The sequence below is a fragment of the Actinomadura rubrobrunea NBRC 15275 genome, from assembly GCF_001552235.1.
Taxonomy (GTDB): Bacteria; Actinomycetota; Actinomycetes; order Streptosporangiales; family Streptosporangiaceae; genus Spirillospora; species Spirillospora viridilutea.
On the sequence record NZ_BCQU01000017.1, the window covers coordinates 68,612 to 86,538 of the forward strand.

A 17,927-nucleotide genomic window follows, 5' to 3' on the forward strand; every position below is an offset into this window, starting at 1 on the left:
AATAGGACATCGCCCCGAAGTGCGGCGTCCCCGCTCAGCGCGAGGCTCGAAGCGTCGGTCATCCGGCCGCCGTTGGAAGGAGCAACGCCGTGACTGTGCAGAACGCCACCGTCCCCGGGCAGTCGGGGGCCGTGGATCCGCGCCGCTGGGGCGCGCTGGCCATCGTGCTGATGGCCGTGTTCATGGACTTGGTCGACATCACCGTCGTGATGGTGGCCGCCCCGGTCATCCAGGCCGACCTGGGCGCCGGCAACGCCGCCGTGCAGTGGATCATCGCCGCCTACGCGCTCGGCCTCGGGCTGCTGCTGATCACCGGCGGGCGGCTGGGGGACGTCTTCGGCCGCAAGCGCCTGTTCCTGGCCGGTGTCGCCGGCTTCACCGCGGCCTCCGCCGCCTGCGGGCTCGCCCAAAGCATCGGCATGCTGATCGCCGCGCGCGCCGTCCAGGGAGCCGCCGCGGCCATGATGGTGCCGCAGGTGCTCGCCACCATCCAGGTGGTGTTCCCGCGTGAGGAGCGCCCCAAGGCGCTGGGCCTGTACGGGATGGTGAACGGGCTCGCGGCCGCAGCCGCGCCGATCGTCGCGGGCCTGCTGGTCGGCAACGACGTGTTCGGTCTGGCGTGGCGCTCGGTGTTCTGGGTGAACGTGCCCATCGGCGCGGCCACCCTTGTAGGGGCCGCCGCGCTGATGCGCGAGTCCCGCTCGCCTCGGCCGCCCCGCCTCGACCTGCCGGGCGTGGTGCTGGTGACCGCCGCCCTGCTGCTGGTGCTGTACCCGCTGATCCAGGGGGCCGAGCTGGGCTGGCCGGTGTGGGTGTGGCCGGTCATGGGCGCCGCCGTGCCCGTCTTCGCCGTGTTCGCCTGGCTGCAGGCGCGCCGCGAGCGCGGCGGCGGTCAGCCGCTGGTCCCGATGTCGCTGTTCCGGAGCCGGTCGTTCGTGGCGGGGCTGGCCGTGACCGTCGCCATGTTCTCCTCGATCACCGCCCTGTTCCTGGTGCTCACCCTGCAGCTGCAGCAGGGCCACGGCTTCTCGGCGCTGCGGGTCGGGCTGACCTTCCTCGCCTGGCCGGTGGGCCTGGCCGTCACGTCCGGTCTGGCGGTGCGCCTGGCGGCCACGGCGGGCCGCCGTCTGCTGGCCGTCGGGGCGGTCGCGCTGACCGCCGCGATGCTCCTGCTGATCGGCGCGATCGCCATGGCGGGGGACGACCTGGGCGCCCCGCACCTGCTGCCCGGGCTGCTCCTCGGCGGCACCGGGTTCGGGCTGGTCGCCCCGATCCTGGTCGACATCGTGCTGTCGGCCGTGCCCGCCGAGGACGCCGGCGCCGCCTCCGGGGTCGTCAACACCGTCATCCAGGTCGCCGGGGCCACCGGGGTCGCCGTCGTCGGCGCCCTGTTCACCACGCTGCTGGCCGACAGCGGTGACATCGACCACGCCGCCCGGTGGGCGCTCGGCTACACCGTGGCCGCCTTCGCCGTCGGCCTCGCCCTCGTCCGCGCGCTGCCCTCGCGGGCCCGCCGGCAGTAGCGCCGGGCGATCGCGGCACCACCGCTTCCGTCACTTCGCGACTTCAAGGAAGGACGCATCATGGCCACCTTCGCCACCGCAGAGGGCGTCCGCGAAGAGCACGTCGTCGTGGCTCGGCCCACCGGGTGCCGGACCGCCCGGTTGAGCTTCGACAACGGTCTGGAGCGGGCCTCGCTCCGTTCCGACGCCTCCGCCGCCGGACTGATGGACGCGCGGTTCGGCAGCCCGCTGCCGACCGTGTGGGCGGCCGACGCCAATGTGCACGTGGTCTACCCGACCGGTGCGCGGCTGCTGCGCCGTCCCCGCCCGTCCGCCATCGTCCTCAGCCCGTCCGTGACGTGGGCGCTGGACTTCCACGGCGGCGTGTCCCACGTGGACGCCGACCTGCGCGGCCTCGACCTGCGCTCGGTCACGCTCCACTCCGGCGCCGCCCGCCTGCGCCTCGTCCTCGACGCTCCGGCCGAGACCCGCGTGATCCGCCTGGCCTCGGTCACGGACCTGCGGATCGAACGTCCCGCGCAGGTGCCCGTCCGCCTGGAGGCCGCCAAGGGCATCACCCGCGTCCGCCTCGACGACGAGTGGTACGGGGCGGTCGGCGGCGGGCTGACCCGGTCCACCCACGACTCCGACGCCCCCGGCTACCGGCTGATCATCGCGCGCGGGGCCGACAAGGTCACGGTGACGTCCTCGTGAACCGCCGCGCCTTCCTGAAAGCCGGGCTCGTCGCCGCGCCCACCGCCGCGGCCGCCGGCGCCGGCGGCGTCGGCCGGTGGTGGGCCGGCGCCGACCTGAACACCGCCGGCAGGATCCGCTTCGTGAACCGGCTGGCCGTCCCGCCGCTGGCACGTTCCCGCCGCGACGCCGCGGGCCGCCGCGTGTTCGACCTGCGCGCGGCGGCCGGGCGGCACCGCTTCCGCCCCGGCCGCCCGACGCCCACATGGGGGATCAACGGCCCGCACCTGGCGCCGACGCTGCGGGCCGTCCGCGGTGAGACCGTGCTGATCCGGTTCCGCAACGACCTGCCGGAGACCACCACCCTCCACTGGCACGGCATGCACCTGCCCGCCGCCATGGACGGCGGCCCGCACCAGCCGGTCGAACCGGGCGCCACCTGGTCGCCCACTTGGACGATCGACCAGCCCGCCGCCACCCTCTGGTACCACCCGCACCCCCACGGCCGCACCGCCGCGCACGTCTACCGCGGCCTGACGGGCGTGTTCATCCTGGACGAGCCGGAACCGCCGCAGCTGCCGCACCGGTACGGCATCGACGACATCCCCGTCATCGTCCGCGACATCAACCTCACCGGCGGAAACCGGTTGGACGAAGGGGAACGGTTCCAGGCCGGCGTCGGCATCGTCGGCGAGCTCGTCACCGTGAACGGCACGCTCGCGCCGTACCTGCCGGTGACCGCCCAGCGGATCCGGCTGCGCCTGCTCAACGCCTCCGCCTCGCGGATCTACCGGTTCGGCTTCGCCTCCGGGAGGCCCTTCACCCTGGTCGGGACGGACGGCGGCCTGCTGCCGGCACCGCACGGGACCACCCGAGTGCAGCTCAGCCCGGGCGAACGCGCCGAGATCGTCGTGGACATGCGGCCGGACGAACGGGACGTGCTGCGCAGCTTCCCGCCGCGCACCGGCCTCAACTTCTGGGACCGGCGCCTGACCGGCGGCGACGACACCCTCGACGTCCTCCAGCTGCGCGCCGCGCCGCGGCTCGACCCGTCACCGCCGATCCCGGCCCGCCTCGCCGAGGCGCCTCGGCCGGCCGCCCCGGACACGCCGCCGGACCGCACCTTCGAACTCGCCAAGTACACGATCAACGGCAAGACGATGGACATGAACCGCATCGACTTCGCCGTCGCCCACGGCAGCACCGAGGTGTGGGAGGTCACCGCCATCGACGGCAGCCCCCACAACTTCCACGTCCACGACGTGCAGTTCCAGGTCCTGTCGGTCGGAAACGAGCCGCCGCCCCCGGACTTGCGCGGCTGGAAGGACACGATTCACACGCCGCCGAACGTCCCGATCCGGATCGCCATGCGCTTCCGCAGCCACCCCGACCCCGCGGCGCCCTACATGTTCCACTGCCACATCCTCAACCACGAAGACCGAGGACTCATGGGCCAGTTCGTCGTCACGCCCCAAGGACAACCCCCGCGCGCCGCAGTGCTCTCCTCCCACCAGCACTGAAGTTGTGGTAGTGCCGGACCGCGTCGGGAACCTCCGGACGCGGGGAGTCGTAGAGGCCGACCAGCGCGATGAGCTGGAGGCCGGCCTCGGCGTCCTCCCGGCGCCGCGGCGCGTCGGCGCCGGGAGGCAGGTCGCGGACGCCGACGGCCCAGCGGGCTCCACCGCTCGTCGGATCAGCGAGCGGCTCGCCACACATTCCTGATGCGCTGCCGGCGGATAACCGGCTCGGTTTCCTCCTTCCCGGTCACAGGTGGTGGCGGAGGTGGAGGTCGTCCGGGAAGGGGGCGAGATAGGTCTGGTCGGCGAGGTAAGAGAAATGTTCACCTGCGGCGTGGTGGTGCAGAAGGGCGATCGGGACGCTCAGCGGCGCCGTCCCGTTCCGATAGGCCTCGATCGCGTTGAGGATGTCGTGACGCCGCACCGCGTCGAGGCGACCGCCGACAAAGCCCAGCGCATGCTGAAGGGCATTCACATGACGGCCCCGCCCCGCCCGAATGGCGAGCGTTGCAACGAACACACGGCGATAGTCGGCCTCCACTTCCGTGGGGTCGCGTTCTCCCGCGCGGGCGACGATGCGGCCGATCCGGCGGTAGCCGTCCGGGTGATGCGCAAGAAGCTGCAGTTTGTGGCGGCTGTGGAAGGCGACCAGATCGCGGGCGCACCAGTCCTCAGCGAAGAACGCGCGCAGCCGGGCGTGGGCGAACACGCGCTCGATGAAGTGCTCGCACAGGACCGGGTCGTGAAGCCGTCCGTCCTCCTCCACGGGCAGATCGGGCAAGGCCTCCCGGATCCGGGCGGCGAACACGCCACTGCCGTCGCGGTCGACCGGCTGCCCGTCGGTGCGCTCCCCCGGCCCTCCGGACGCGAAGCGGGGCAGCTTCAGCAGCCCGCAGCTGGGCGACCTGCCCTTGAACACGTAGCCGTCGACGTTCTCCAGGTCGAGGACACGCTGGTCGGCGAGAGCGTGCATGGCCGCCGTGTGATCGGCGGTGCCGTCCCTGGTACGGATGTGCCCGTCGGTGTGCAGGCGCATGGCGGGACGGGGCGCGCCGAGCCCGATCTCCATCTCGGGGCAGACGGGCACCCAATCGACGTGCCGGAAGAGCAGCCCGGTGAGGAAGCGGTCGCGGCTGTGCGCGCCGTTGTAGCGGACGGGGGCTCCGAGCAGGCAGCTGGAGACGGCGAGCCGCGGGCGCGGATGCTCCGCGGCGACACTCCCCGCCGCAACAGGCGCGTTCATGGCACTTCTCGCAGCCTCCGCATGGCGGCACACGACTGAGGTGTCTCCATGCGGGTGGCAAGTCCCCCCTTTCTCTCACGCTATGCCTGTCGTCCCGAGGGCGGACGCTGCGGGTCGTATCCGGGCGGCGGGCCGCCGACCGCTGCCGGCTTGCAGGCGCTTTCGCCGGGTATGGGGCGCCTCGGGGGACTGTGTATGGCTGAGACTGCTGGTCGTCTGTGCCTGGTGACGGGGGCAACCGGCTACATCGGTGGTCGACTGGTGCCCCGCTTGCTGGACGCCGGGTTCCGGGTGCGGTGCATGGCGCGATCAGCCAGGCGGTTGCGCGACTATCCGTGGGCCGCCGCGGTGGAGATCGCCGAAGCCGACGCCACGGACCCGGACTCCACCCGCCGGGCCCTGGACGGGGTGGACGTCGCGTACTACCTGATCCACGCGATCGGCGGCCGGGGCGGGTTCGCCGAGACCGACCGCCGCGCGGCCCGCACCTTCGCCGCGGCCGCCCGCGACGCCGGGGTGAAGCGGCTGATCTACCTGGGCGGCATGGAGCCGGAGGAGGGCGCGTCACCGCATCTGCGGTCACGCGCGGAGGTCGGCCGGATCCTGCTGGACTCGGGCGTGCCGACGGTGTGGCTGCGCGCCGCGGTGATCATCGGCTCGGGGTCGGCGTCGTTCGAGATGCTGCGCTACCTGACCGAACGGCTGCCGGTGATGGTCACCCCCCGCTGGGTGCACTCGCGGGTCCAGCCGATCGCCGTCCGCGACGTGCTGCACTACCTGATCGGGGTCGCCGACCTGCCCGCAGATGTCAACCGCGGCTTCGACATCGGCGGCCCGGACGTGCTGTCCTACGCCGACATGATGCGCCGCTACGCCGCCGTCGCCGGTCTCCGGCGGCGGATCATCATCCCGGTCCCGGTGCTCAGCCCGTGGCTGTCGAGCCTGTGGGTCGGCGGCATCACCCCGGTGCCGGGCCGCCTGGCGCGCCCGCTGGTGGAGTCGCTCCGCAACGAGGTGATCTGCCGCGAGCACGACATCGCCCGGTACGTCGCTCCGCCCCCGGAGGGCCTGACCGGTCTCGACCTGGCGGTGTCGCTGGCGCTGCGCCGCGTGCGGGAGGCCGACGTCGTCACGCGCTGGTCGTCGGCGAGCGTGCCCGGCGCCCCCAGCGACCCGCTGCCCACCGACCCGGACTGGGCCGGAGGCAGCCTCTACACCGACGAACGGTCCCGGGACGTGGCCGCCCCGCCCCGCTCGCTGTGGGAGATCATCGAGGGCGTCGGCGGCGAACGCGGCTGGTACTCCTTCCCGCTCGCCTGGCGTGTCCGCGGCTTCCTCGACCGGCTCGTGGGAGGCGTGGGCCTGCGCCGGGGCCGCCGCGATCCGCGCCGTCTGAGGGTCGGGGAGACGGTCGATTTCTGGCGGGTGGAGGAGATCGAGCCCGGACGGCTGCTCCGGCTGCGCGCCGAGATGCGGCTGCCCGGCCTGGCGTGGCTGGAGCTGGGCGTGTCCCAGCACGACGGCCGCACCCGCTACACCCAGCGGGCGCTGTTCCACCCGCGCGGCCTGCCCGGTCACCTGTACTGGTGGGCGTCCAAACCGTTCCACAACCTCGTCTTCGGCGGCATGCGCGACGGCATCGCCCAAGCAGCTGAGCAGGCCGCCGCGGCGTCCTTCGCCCGCTCGGAAAGGCGGAAGCCCGCCTCCCGCAGAGCGAGCCGCTCCGGATAGCGTCCTCGGTCGGGACGGATCGTCAGGGCTGGAGCCAGGGCGTTCAGTCCGGGCGCCCTTCGGTCAAGGAACCGAATGAGAATGCGCGGCGCGTTCCTCGGCTTCACCGGCCTGTGGAGGCCCGACTTCCACGCCCCACTTCACGCCCGCCGTCGAGATCGGCTGGCGGCTGGCCCGCCACGCCTGGGGCCGCGGCTACGCCACCGGGCCCCACAGTGCCCTCGCCCACGGCTTCACCGTCGCCGGTCTGAGCGAGATCGTGTCGTTCACCGCCGTCCCCAACCAGCGCTCCCAAGCTGACCAGGTCGATCAGGTCCCCTTTCGGGACGGCGCGCACGGGCGCCGAGGTCACGCAGGTGATGCCCCTCGCCCGGCGTGCGGTGCCAGCCGCACCGGCCGCGACCCTGGCGGTGGTCCGCGGGCTGTCCCGCACGGTTTCATGCGCGCATTCTTAGCCGTGAGGTTCTGGATCGCCCTGGTGATACGGCGTCTGGCGTAGCCAGGCGCGGATGCGACCGGTGGAGTGGCACTGATCCCGCTAGGAGGGCATTGGGGCGGGTGTCCGTTGGGAGGTGATCGCGGGCGTCCGCTGGTCACACCTGGTGTGCGACGGCGTTGTCCCCCGTGCGAGCTACCGGCGAATGTCCACTGTGCGGTGACGATCTGCGGGCGGTCGATTCCATAGCGTTCAGTCATCGCCGCGGCGCTTCGGGCGCATCCCCTCTCGCACCGCCGCGTGAATCAAGGGTCGGATTGTTCGTCGGAGGACATGATGCTGGGCAAGTTCAAGGCGTCCGCTGTGGCCGCGCTGTGCGTCACCGTGGTCGGTGCGGGACTCACCGGCTGCAGTGACGAGTCGCTGGAGAACTGGGACCCGCTCGCCTCCGAATCGCGGAAGGCCGAGGTCGACCGGTTCACCGGCACCAAGAAGATCGACGTCGGCGGGAAGTCGGTGAACGTCTCCTGCGCGGGCGGGTATGCGGACGGCACGCCGGTCGTCGTCCTGCTGCCCGGAGCGGGCGACGGCCTGGACAAGATGGCGCCCCTGCAGAAGACCTTGAGCGAGAAGCACCGGGTCTGCTCCTACGACCGGCTCGGCGCCGGCGCGAGCGACCAGCCGGACGGCCCGCAGGACTTCGCCGCCGTCGGCAAGACGCTGACCGGCGTGCTCGACCGGGTCGCCGGTGACGGTCCGGTCGTCCTGGTCGGTCACTCGCTCGGCGGGCTGATCGCCGCCAGGTACGCCCCCGACCACCAGGACAGGGTCAAGGGACTGGTCCTGTTGGACGCCACCCCTCCCACGATGGGCGGCGACATCAAGAAGGCGATCCCCGAGTCCGCCACGGGTCCCGCGGCCCAGCTGCGGGCGCAGAACCTCGCGATGGTCCAGGGGAACAACCCGGAGAAGCTCGTCATCGCCGACGGGGAGGTCCGTTCCGCCGGCGGCATCCCGGTGGAGGTGGTCAAGCATGGGAAGCCGTACCTCGCGGCCGTCCCTCAGTACGGGCAGCGCCTGGAGCACGCCTGGTCCGAAGGCCAGCGCAAGTGGCTCGCGCTGTCCAGCCGCAGCAAGCTGACCACGGCGGCCAAGAGCGAGCACTACATCTACGTCGACCAGCCCGATGTCGCCGTCCAGGCCGTCGAGCGCGTCGCCGCGCAGGCCGCCAAGTGACTGATCGGCGTAGCCGGGCTGAGACGCGGCCCCCCCGGATCACGTGCGTGGCAGCGGGGGGCCGCGTCTCGCCATACACCGCGGCACAGAAAATCGCCCTGCACCTCTCGTGGACCTCGGGCGGCGGCTCTCCTATCGGACGGCCTCGTCATCAGCGGCCGTGATGCGGCGCCATGCGACGGCCACGGTCAGCGTCCGTGGTGCTGAGCAGCGCTTCGGGACGTCGCGGTCCCCTTTCCTCGGTGTCGTCCTCCGTCACCGGTGGGCAGACGTCGGCTTTACGATCGGGCGGCGTCTTCAGGTCACCAGGCCCCTGCGGTAGGCGTAGACCACCGCCTGGACGCGGTCACGCAGGTCGAGCTTGGTGAGGATGCGCGACACGTACGTCTTGACGGTCTCCGGGCTGATCACCAACGTGGTGGCGATCTCGCTGTTAGACAGGCCGTCGGCGACGAGGCGCAGCACCTCCCGTTCGCGCGGTGTCAGCGGGATGTCGTCCGCGCTTCCCTCGGCGGGGCGGATCCGCTCCGCGTACCGGCCGATGAGCTGCCGCGTGACCTCGGGGGCCAGCAGCGCCGCGCCGGACGCGACGGTGCGGATGCCGTGCAGCAGCTGCGCCGGCGGGGCGTCCTTGAGCAGGAATCCGCTCGCCCCCGCGCGCAGCGCCCGGTACACGTACTCGTCCAGGTTGAACGTGGTCACCACGAGCACCTTGACGGGATGCTCGACGCCTGCCCCGGCCAACTGACGGGTGGCTTCGATGCCGTCGAGGACCGGCATCCGGACGTCCATCACCACGATGTCCGGGTTCAGCCGGCGGGCGAGGTCCACCGCCGTCTTCCCGTCCCCGCACTCGCCCACCACTTCGAGGTCGGGCTGCGCATCGATGATCGTGACGAATCCGGTGCGGACCAGCGCCTGGTCGTCGCAGACCAGGACCCGAACCGGTTCGCTCACGACCGGGCGCCCGTGGGGATGCGCGCCTTCACGACGAAGCCGCCGTCCTCCTGCGGGCCGGCGCTGAAGTCGCCGCCCAGGGCGGCGACCCGTTCGCGCAGCCCGGTGAGGCCCCGCCCGCTCCCGCCGGGCGACCCGGCCCGCGAGCCGGAACCGTCGGTGCTGATCTCCACGCTGATCTCCCTCTCGCCATAGCGGACGCCGACCACCGTACGGCTTCCGCGGGCGTATTTGAGGGCGTTCGTCAAAGCCTCCTGGACGACCCGGTAGGCCACGAACTCGGCGCCGCCGTCCGACTCCGCGCGCCTGCCGACTTCGGTGAGCTCCACCGTCTGCCCGGCCCGGCGCGTCTGTTCCACGAGCTCGCGGATGTCGCCGACGGACGGCGTCGCGGCGTCGGTCTCGTGGTCCGGGTTGAGCAGGTCGAGCAGGTGCCGCAGGTCGGTGATGGCCCGCCGACCGGTGTCGCTGACGGCGTTCAGGGCCTCGTCCAAGCGGTCGGGCGCGGCGGTCAGGTACCGCGCCGCCTCGGCCTGCACGACCATCGCCGTCACGTGGTGGGTCACGACGTCGTGGAGTTCGCGCGCGATGCGGGTGCGTTCGGCGACGCGGGTGGCCTCGGCGATGCGGCGGCGGCGTTCCGCCTCGGCGATCCGGGTGGAGCGCACCCAGGCCCCGATCCCCCACGCGACGACCAGCCCCACGTAGAACGTTGCGAATCCTTCGATGCGCTCGGGCGCCCCGAGCCGGTGGAGCGTGACCGCCAGCGCCACGTACCCCGCGGACAGGACGATCACGGTGAGACGGCGGCGGCGCTCCAGGTGGGCGCCCGCGCTGATCAGCGCGAAGGTCAGCCCGGTGCCCGCGACCATGTGGTAGCTGCGGAGCTCGGCGATGACGAAGCCGAGCACGACCAGGGCGAGGGATGCGGCGGGCCAGCGGCGGCGCACGGCGAGCGGGAGGGCCAGCAGGGCCAGCGCCGCCATGGCCAGGGCGTCGAAGGGGCGGGGAGGCAGGTCGCCGACCTGCGTCTCCTGGCCGCGGAAGGCCGGCAGGAGCGACGCGACCACCAGCAGCAGCGCGAGCGGGAGATCCCGGACCGTGACGTCGCACCGGCGCCACAGGTCCAGGACCCGCCGAAGATCGTTCACTGGGCGAGTGTAGCCGCGGCGCCGTGCCGGGCGGTGCGCCGCCGGCGGGGCACCATGGTGCCGCGCCGGCGGGCCAGCCACAGGAACACGATCGTCACCGCCACGCCGGTCAGGACCGCGTACAGGCTCGCCTCCGGCCCGAACTCGCCGCCGGTCAGCAGGGTCGGGCCCGAGGTCACGCCGTTCAGCAGCCCTTCCGACTCGCCGTTGCCGGAGACCGCGGCGCCGAAGACGCCGCCCTGCGCGAAGTTCCAGCCGAAGTGCAGCCCGATCGGCACCCACAGGTTGCGGGTGGCGGCGTACACCGCGGCGAACATGCCGCCGGCCTCGATCGCGATGGCGAGCGCGCCCCACAGGGTGGCGTCCGGGTTGAACAGGTGCGACAGGCCGAACAGCACGCCGGTCAGCACCAGCGCCGCCCACGTTCCGATGCGCCGCTCGATGATCCGGAACAGGACGCCGCGAAAGATCAGCTCCTCGGTGACGGCGGCGGCGGCCATGAAGCCGAACACGCCGGCCGCGCCTTCCACCGAGCCGAAGCCGTCGACCCGGTAGCCGCCGATGAAGGCGATGTTCGCGATGACGCACCCGAACATGGCGACGCCGATCAGCAGCCCCCGGCCGAGGGCGGGCACGGCGCCCTTCAGGGCCACCTCCGATACCGGGCGGCGCTCGCTCCACCGCACCACCCCGGCGTACACGAGCAACGCGAGCACTGCCGTGGCGAGACCGATCCCCAGGGTGGCGTACGCGTTCCCCTCCACCGCGGCGGCGGCCTGGCCGCCGGCGAACGCGACCGCCGCGACGGCCACAAGCTGCAACACCAATCGCATATCGGCTCCTTCGCGGATTTCGCGGCCGGAGCGCCGCGAACACAGCGAGAACGCTATGGATCGGGCCGCCTCCGAATCGTCACCGCACGGTGGACAGTTGCGGGTAGCTCGCACGGGGGACAAAGCGCTGCGCGGATCGGCTCATGGCCTCTCCAACGCGCGGCTGCCGGGTCGTTCGAGGTCGGTCGTTCTGGGGCGGCGCGCCGACGGGGCGTCCGGATGCGGGACGGGGCCTTTCGGTCAGTCGTCCTGTCGCCGCTGGGCGGCGAGCTCCTCGTTCAGTGCGATCAAGAACCGCATGACCGTTCTCAGTTCGGCCTCGTCGAAGCGGGCGCGGGCCGCGTCGGTGGCGCGGGCCAGCGGACGGAAGAATTCGCGGGCGACCGCGACGCCGTGCGGCGCGTAGTGCAGGTGGACGACGCGGCGGTCCGCGGAGTCGCGGGTGCGGCGGATGTGCCCGCTGCGCTCCAACCGGTCCAGGCAGGCGGTCACCGCGCCTGAGGTCAGGTTGAGGCGCTCGCGCAGCCGGCTCGGCGTCATCGGGGCGCCGCGCTCGTCGCCGTCCAGGATCGCGATGAGGGCCAGGATGTCGGTCTCGTGCAGGTTCTGGGTTCGGGCGAACTCCTGCGTGAAGCGGTTGAACTCGGCGTTCATGCGGCGCAGCTGGACCGCGAAGTCGTTCAGGCCGATGCCTTCGGGGCCGTTGCCGTCCAGGTGCGCTCCTCCGCGTGACCTCTGATATCTCAATGATAAAGATAACCTGTCATTGAAACATCGAGGGTTGGGAAGCCGGTGGCCGACAAGATTCGGGGCGCCCGCTGGGCGGTGCCCGTGCTGCTGCTCGTGGTCTGGCTCGGGATCGGCGGGGCGCTCGGACCGTACGCGGGCAGACTCGGCGAGGTCGCGACCAACGACCCGGCGTCGTTCCTGCCCGAGAGCGCCGAGTCCACCAAGGTGATCGAGGCGCAGCGGGTCTTCCAGCGGGAGAAGGCGCTGCCCGCGATCGTGGTCTGGCAGGTCCGGGACGGCGCGGTGACACCGCAGACGCAGGCCGCCGCGACCAGCGCGCTGGCCTCGCTGAACGGTTCCCCTGAGGTCGCGGGACAGGCGTCCCCGGCTCTTCCCTCCAAGGACGGCAGAGCGCTGCAGGGCGTCGTGCCGCTGCGGTCCGATCTCGGCGACCGGATGGGGCCGAGCGTGGAGAAGATCCGCGAGGCCGCGGCGCGGGTGCCCGGCACGGACGTCCACGTCGGCGGGCCCGCCGCGATCCAGGCCGACCTCAAGGACGCGTTCGCGGGCATCGACGGGCTGCTGCTCGGCGCGGCGCTCGGCGTCGTCCTGCTGATCCTGCTGCTGGTCTACCGCAGCGTCCTGCTCCCGCTGATCATCATCGTGGGCGCGGTGTTCGCGCTCGCGCTGGCCTGCGCGGTCGTGTACGTCCTGGCCGACCGGGGCGCGGTCATGGTGGACGGCCAGGTGCAGGGCATGCTGTCGATCCTGGTCATCGGCGCGGCGACCGACTACGCCCTGCTGCTCACCGCGCGTTTCCGGGAGGAGCTGGGCGTCCGGGGCGACCGGTTCGCCGCGATCCGGGCCGCGCTGCGCCGCTCCGCCGGAGCGATCGTCGCGAGCGCCGCCACCGTGGCGCTGGGGCTGCTCGCGCTGCTGCTCAGCGACCTGACCAACACCAAGGCGCTCGGACCCGTCGGCGCCATCGGCATCGCCTGCGCCGTGCTCGGCACGCTCACGTTCCTGCCCGCGATGCTGGTGGTCTTCGGCCGGGTCGCGTACTGGCCCGCCAAACCGCCGCGGCGGTCCGCCCAGGGGCACGCCGTCTGGCAGAAGATCGCCGCCGTGGTGGACCGGCACCCCCGCCGCATCTGGCTGCTCAGCCTGCTCCCGCTGCTGGTGCTCGCCGCGTTCATGCCGACGCTGCGGGCCGAGGGGCTCCCGACGGAGGAGACGTTCGTCAACGAGGTGCCGTCCGTCCAGGCGCAACGGGTGCTGAGCGAGCACTTCCCGGGCGGCTCCGGCGATCCCGCCGTCGTCATCGCGAACGCGCGGCGGGTGAACGAGGTCACGCGGGCCGCACAGGCCGTGCCCGGCGTCGCCTCCGCCGCGCCGGTGGGCCGGACGGGGCGGCCCGGCGGCCCGCCGCTGGTCGTGGACGGGCGGGTGCGCATCGACGTCACGCTCGCGAGCGCGTCCGACGGCGACGCCGCCAAGCGGACCGTCGAACGGCTCCGCGCTGCCGTGCACGCCGTCCCGGACGCCGAGGCGATGGTCGGCGGACGCACCGCCCAGCTGATCGACACTCAGGACACCGCGACCCGCGACCGCAATGTGATCGCGCCGGTGGTGCTGGCCGTCATCCTGGTCATCCTGTTCGCGCTGCTGCGCGCCGTGGTGCTGCCGTTGGTGCTGGTCGCGACGGTCGCGCTCGGCTACTTCGCCACGCTGGGCGTCACCGCGCTGGTGTTCCAGGGGCTGCTCGGGTTCAGCGGCACGGACGCGTCCGTCCCGCTGTACGGGTTCGTGTTCCTGGTGGCGCTCGGCGTGGACTACAACATCTTCCTCATGACCCGGGTGCGGGAGGAGACGCTGACGCACGGCGCCCGCGAGGGGATCCGGCGCGGCCTGACCGCGACCGGCGGTGTGATCACCTCCGCCGGGGTGGTGCTGGCCGCCACGTTCGCGGCGCTGGTGGTGATCCCGCTGGCGTTCCTGGCGCAGATCGCGTTCATCGTCGCGTTCGGCGTGCTGCTGGACACCCTGGTCATCCGCTCGCTGCTCGTGCCCGCCCTGGCCCGCGACATCGGCCCCGCCGTATGGTGGCCGACCCGCCGCCGATCGGCGTGATCCGGGAGGAGGGCCTGGACGCGCTGCCAACCCACGACGAGGGCGACCTTCAACGGTTCTAGGGGCCTGGACCGGCTGGACGACTTCAGCGAGGCGTCCGTCGTCCGGCGCACCGCGAACGAAGACGAACCGCAGGGAGGGAGCACTCGCAAACCCCCCACCCGGCACTGACAGCACCGCCGAGGCCGGACAAACAGCTGGGACGCTTTCTGAGGCCGCGCGCGAGCAGGTCGGCTTGTTCGCCTGAAGTGGCCGCGGATCATCCTGTACGGCGCCAGAGGTAGCCCGCCGTGGCGGCGTCGCAGGACGTGCCCGGCGCCGCCCCTCAGGCCGGACGCTTACGGCCCGTCCGCCCACACCGCCGACATGCGGTCAGGTCGCCCGCTTCGAAGGCCGCGTAGAACTCGGCGTCGACGCCGCGGGCGGCCGCGGCTGACCCGCGCGACCGCCCCGGCACCGACCTGACCGGCGCCGGGGCGGTGTGATGATGTGCCGCCGCCGACACCGGCGGCACGCTCGAAGGCCCCCGGGACCCGCCGTCGGTTCGACTGTCCCGGTATGGATCGCCGGCCGCTGCGGCGGACCGGCTGTTCACCGGATGCGGCCAGAAGGCGAAAGAAGAAGACCGGCAGTGCCGAAGCGATGCCTCCTCACCCCGGCCGTGCGGGGTGAGGAGGCATCGCTTTCAGTGCGTCACGAGCGGGCGCGGGACCCGCGAGTGAACGCGCGGGCCAGGCCGAGCGTCGCCGCGGCGGCGGCGAACGCGACCGCGCCCAGCACCGCGATCTCGATGGGACGGTGGTTGCGCGCCAGCCCGACGATCGCCAGGGTGACGGCGGACAGGGCCGTCACCAGGGCGACGAGGGTGTTGATCCGCCCCGCCTCCGAGTGCGGCCAGTCGGTGCCGTCCGTCGGCGGCGGGCCGGGCACCTGCCGGCGATGGCCGGCCAGCGCCCGGCTCCGCCACGGCGAGGTGTCCATCTTGCCGAGCCGGTGGAGCCCGCCCGCCGCACCGACCAGCACCAGCGCGTAGCAGGCGAGGAAGACCGCCTCGAACCGCATGGTCGAACCACCTTCCTGACTCAGACGTCCCGACCGCCCGAATCCGCGACCTCGGTGAACAGCGCCAGCTCCGGTTCCCGCGCGTCGGAGGCGTCCGCGGACTCGGCGGGCTCCGGCTGCGTGGCGAGGCCGCCGTTCTCACCCGCGCCGTCCCGGCGGCGGTGGACGACGGCGTTCCAGGCCAGCCACAGCAGCGGGGCCACCCCGCCGACGATGAACACCACGTCGCCCGGCAGCCGCAGCCACTCGAACACCGCGTTCGTCGGGTTGCCGACATAGGTGAGGCTGCGCGCGTCCCAATAGCCGACGTCGACCGCGTGGTATAGCTGCAGCAGCCCGATCGGCAACAGCGTGACGAACACCATCCACGCCAGTCCCGCGTTCAGCGACCAGAAGCTGATCGAGACCAGCCGGTCCGACCAGTACTTGCGGGGCACCAGATAGCGCAGCGCGAAGACCGCGAAACCGACCGCGAGCATGCCGTAGACGCCCATCATCGCCGCGTGCCCGTGGTTGGCGGTCAGGACCGTCCCCATCTCGTAGTAGGAGACGATCGGCAGGTTGATCAGGAAGCCGAACACGCCGGCGCCGAGGAAGTTCCAGAAGCCGACCGCGACCAGGAACATGACCGCCCACCGGTGCGGGAACGGCGTCGGGCTCGAGGACTCCCGCCGCGCGCCGAGCCGGATGAACGTCCACGCCTCCACGGTGAGGAAGGTCAGCGGGATGACCTCGAACGCCGAGAAGAAGGCGCCCAGGGCCAGCACCTCGGCCGGCTCGCCGTTGAAGTACCAGTGGTGGGCGGTGCCGATGACGCCGCCGACGCTGTAGAGGATGATGTCGAGGTACACCACGCGCAGCGCGACCTTCTCCCGGACCACGCCGAGCAGCACGAAGATGTAGGCCACCATCACCGTGGTGAACAGTTCGAGGAAGTCCTCGACCCACAGGTGCACCACCAGGAAACGCCAGAAGTCGGTGATGGTGTAGGTGTCCCCGTGATGGGTCAACAGCCCGGTCGCGTACACGATGGGCAGCGCCAGCGCCGCGAAGAAGAACAGCCACGGCAGGTTGCTCCGGTCCTCGCCGGCCAGCTTGTGCCGCATGCCGCGCCACAGCATCGCCACCCAGACGGCCATGCCGAGGGTCAGCAGGATCTGCCAGAACTTGCCGAGGTCGAGGTACTCGAACCCCTGCATGCCGAACCAGCTCCACAGCTTGCCGAACGCGCCGCGCATGCCCGCGAGCTCGCCGAGCAGCGACCCCAGCACCACGACGACCAGCGCGCCGAGCAGCAGGTAGGACAGCACGGACTGGCCCTTGGGATCCCGCCTGCGGGTGATCATCGGAACGAGGAAGATCCCGGCGGCCAGGTAGCTGACCGACACCCAGAACAGCGAGAGCTGGATGTGCCAGGTGCGCACCAGGTTGAACGGCAGCCAGCGCTCCAGCGGGATGCCGAAGAAGCTCTCCAGGTCGGCCCGGTAGTGCTGCCCCGCCGCCCCGACGAACGTCTGCACCAGGAACAGCCCCACCATGGCGAGGAAGAACCAGGCCGTCGCGCGCTGGCTCGGTGTCAAAGGCACCGACCGGGGTTCACGGAACCGCAGCTCCCGCTGGTCGCGACCGTGCCAGCCGAGCCAGTTCCACCGGCCGAACGCGGCGAACAGCGCCCCGGTGCCCCCGATCAGCGCCACGAGGCTGATCACGCTCCACACGACGGTGTCGGCGGTCGGCGTGTTGCCGGCCAGCGGCTCGGGCGGCCAGTTGTTGGTGTAGCTGTACTTCTTGCCCGGACGCTGCGTGGACGCCGCCCAGGCGCTCCAGGCGAAGTAGCTGGTGAGCTGCTTGATCTGGACCGGGTCGGTGATGGCCTTGGGGCGCAGCCCGGTCTTGCCCTCGGGCGCGGCGAAGAATTCCGCGTAGTGCCGCGTCAAGGCGGCGAAGGCCTGCGCCTGCGCGTCCGACACGGTGAGTGTGCCGGACTTCTCGTCGTAGGTGTTGCGCTTGAAGTCCTCCACCGTGCGCCGGGTGGCGGTGTCGGACCCGCCGTAGGACCTGTTGACGATCTCGGCGGAGCGGTGCAGGTAGTCGGCGGTGAAGTCGGGGCCGAGGTAGGCGCCGTGCCCGAAGATCGAGCCGTACTGCATCAGCCCGTTCTTGAGGAAGACGTCCTGGCCGGCCCTGACGTCGTCGCCGGTGTAGACGGTCTGACCGCCGGCGGTGACCGCGCGCTCCGGGATCGGCGGGCTGGATCGGTAGGTCTGGTACCCCATCAGCACCAGGACGAAGAAGCCGAAGAGTGTGATCAGGACGGCGGCCTGTACCCAGCCCCGGCCGATGAGCCGGTCACGTCTCCGAGGAGACGTCGCCGTTGACGGTGTCACGGGGGACCTCCAGGGAAGGGATCATTTTCACGAGTGCCGTAGTTTTTATATCAGCGACTGTGAAGAACCCTGCGCCCACCCCCGCCTTCACCGGATCCGACCAGGGGAGAAAACGCGATCTGCGGACACGCCGACGCCCACGCCAGACGCAGGCGCGCTATCGTCGACCACACGCCCCATGGATCTTGGCTCGTCGCGGCGCTGCCGACCGGACGGGCGCGGGACGACGTGTTGCTTGCGCAACGACCACCGACGAGAGGGGTCGCGCGTCGGCGAGACCGACACCCGGCCGCATGTCGCCCCTTTTTTACAAGTCAAAA

General features: G+C 72.0%; 14 protein-coding genes. 7 read left to right on the forward strand and 7 right to left on the reverse strand.

Annotated features, from left to right (window positions below; all coding sequences use genetic code 11):
* Positions 1 to 89: 89 nt before the first annotated feature.
* The 3 genes from AR3_RS07760 to AR3_RS07770 are packed head-to-tail and all read left to right on the forward strand — an operon-like array spanning position 90 to position 3,715.
* Positions 90 to 1,523: an MFS transporter gene (locus tag AR3_RS07760; RefSeq protein WP_146150237.1), complete on the forward strand. Its 1,434-nt coding sequence runs from the start codon at positions 90 to 92 to the stop codon at positions 1,521 to 1,523.
* A 60-nt stretch (positions 1,524 to 1,583) separates the two neighbouring features.
* Positions 1,584 to 2,216 (forward strand): hypothetical protein, encoded by a 633-nt coding sequence (locus tag AR3_RS07765; RefSeq protein WP_067910691.1) that lies wholly within the window; start codon positions 1,584 to 1,586, stop codon positions 2,214 to 2,216.
* The gene (locus AR3_RS07770; RefSeq protein WP_217998485.1) at positions 2,213 to 3,715 is read left to right on the forward strand and encodes a multicopper oxidase family protein; all 1,503 of its coding nucleotides are present in this window, start codon (positions 2,213 to 2,215) and stop codon (positions 3,713 to 3,715) included. Before AR3_RS07765 ends, AR3_RS07770 begins: the two co-directional genes overlap by 4 nt.
* Before the next feature lie 244 nt (positions 3,716 to 3,959).
* Here AR3_RS07770 and AR3_RS07780 read toward each other — a convergent pair whose 3' ends face one another.
* Complete coding sequence (locus AR3_RS07780; protein WP_067910697.1) at positions 3,960 to 4,955, reverse strand: YbgA family protein; 996 nt, start codon at positions 4,953 to 4,955, stop codon at positions 3,960 to 3,962.
* 195 nt (positions 4,956 to 5,150) lie between these two features.
* Between AR3_RS07780 and AR3_RS07785 the strand changes: the two genes are divergently transcribed.
* The 3 genes from AR3_RS07785 to AR3_RS07790 all read left to right on the forward strand — a co-directional run bounded on the left by AR3_RS07785 (position 5,151) and on the right by AR3_RS07790 (position 8,358).
* Positions 5,151 to 6,686 carry an SDR family oxidoreductase gene (locus AR3_RS07785; protein ID WP_067910700.1) on the forward strand — a complete coding sequence of 512 codons (1,536 nt, stop codon included), beginning with the start codon at positions 5,151 to 5,153 and terminating at the stop codon, positions 6,684 to 6,686.
* A gap of 169 nt (positions 6,687 to 6,855) precedes the next feature.
* Complete coding sequence (locus tag AR3_RS30355) at positions 6,856 to 7,185, forward strand: GNAT family protein (protein WP_245637864.1); 330 nt, start codon at positions 6,856 to 6,858, stop codon at positions 7,183 to 7,185.
* A gap of 270 nt (positions 7,186 to 7,455) precedes the next feature.
* A complete protein-coding gene (locus AR3_RS07790) occupies positions 7,456 to 8,358 on the forward strand; it encodes an alpha/beta fold hydrolase (RefSeq protein ID WP_313819602.1) in 903 nt (300 codons plus the stop codon).
* A 297-nt stretch (positions 8,359 to 8,655) separates the two neighbouring features.
* Here AR3_RS07790 and AR3_RS07795 read toward each other — a convergent pair whose 3' ends face one another.
* From AR3_RS07795 to AR3_RS07810, 4 genes are all read right to left on the reverse strand, one after another.
* Positions 8,656 to 9,315, reverse strand: coding sequence for a response regulator (locus AR3_RS07795; RefSeq protein ID WP_067910704.1), 660 nt, complete (start codon positions 9,313 to 9,315; stop codon positions 8,656 to 8,658).
* Entirely contained in the window at positions 9,312 to 10,466 is a 1,155-nt protein-coding gene (locus AR3_RS07800; protein ID WP_067910707.1) for a sensor histidine kinase, read from the reverse strand. The genes AR3_RS07795 and AR3_RS07800 overlap by 4 nt, the downstream gene beginning before the upstream one ends.
* The gene (locus AR3_RS07805; RefSeq protein ID WP_083951061.1) at positions 10,463 to 11,299 is read right to left on the reverse strand and encodes a CPBP family intramembrane glutamic endopeptidase; all 837 of its coding nucleotides are present in this window, start codon (positions 11,297 to 11,299) and stop codon (positions 10,463 to 10,465) included. The genes AR3_RS07800 and AR3_RS07805 overlap by 4 nt, the downstream gene beginning before the upstream one ends.
* 240 nt (positions 11,300 to 11,539) lie before the next feature.
* Positions 11,540 to 12,046, reverse strand: a complete 507-nt coding sequence (locus tag AR3_RS07810; protein ID WP_227023090.1) for a MarR family winged helix-turn-helix transcriptional regulator — start codon at positions 12,044 to 12,046, stop codon at positions 11,540 to 11,542.
* Positions 12,047 to 12,091: 45 nt separating this feature from the next.
* On the opposite strand from AR3_RS07810, the gene AR3_RS07815 reads away from it, so the two are divergent.
* The gene (locus AR3_RS07815) at positions 12,092 to 14,158 is read left to right on the forward strand and encodes an MMPL family transporter (RefSeq protein ID WP_067910710.1); all 2,067 of its coding nucleotides are present in this window, start codon (positions 12,092 to 12,094) and stop codon (positions 14,156 to 14,158) included.
* Positions 14,159 to 14,851: 693 nt separating this feature from the next.
* On the opposite strand, the gene AR3_RS07820 is transcribed toward AR3_RS07815, so the two are convergent.
* Positions 14,852 to 15,220 (reverse strand): hypothetical protein, encoded by a 369-nt coding sequence (locus AR3_RS07820; protein ID WP_067910713.1) that lies wholly within the window; start codon positions 15,218 to 15,220, stop codon positions 14,852 to 14,854.
* 20 nt (positions 15,221 to 15,240) lie between these two features.
* A complete protein-coding gene (locus tag AR3_RS07825) occupies positions 15,241 to 17,607 on the reverse strand; it encodes a nitric-oxide reductase large subunit (protein ID WP_067910716.1) in 2,367 nt (788 codons plus the stop codon).
* Between the last annotated feature and the right edge of the window lie 320 nt (positions 17,608 to 17,927).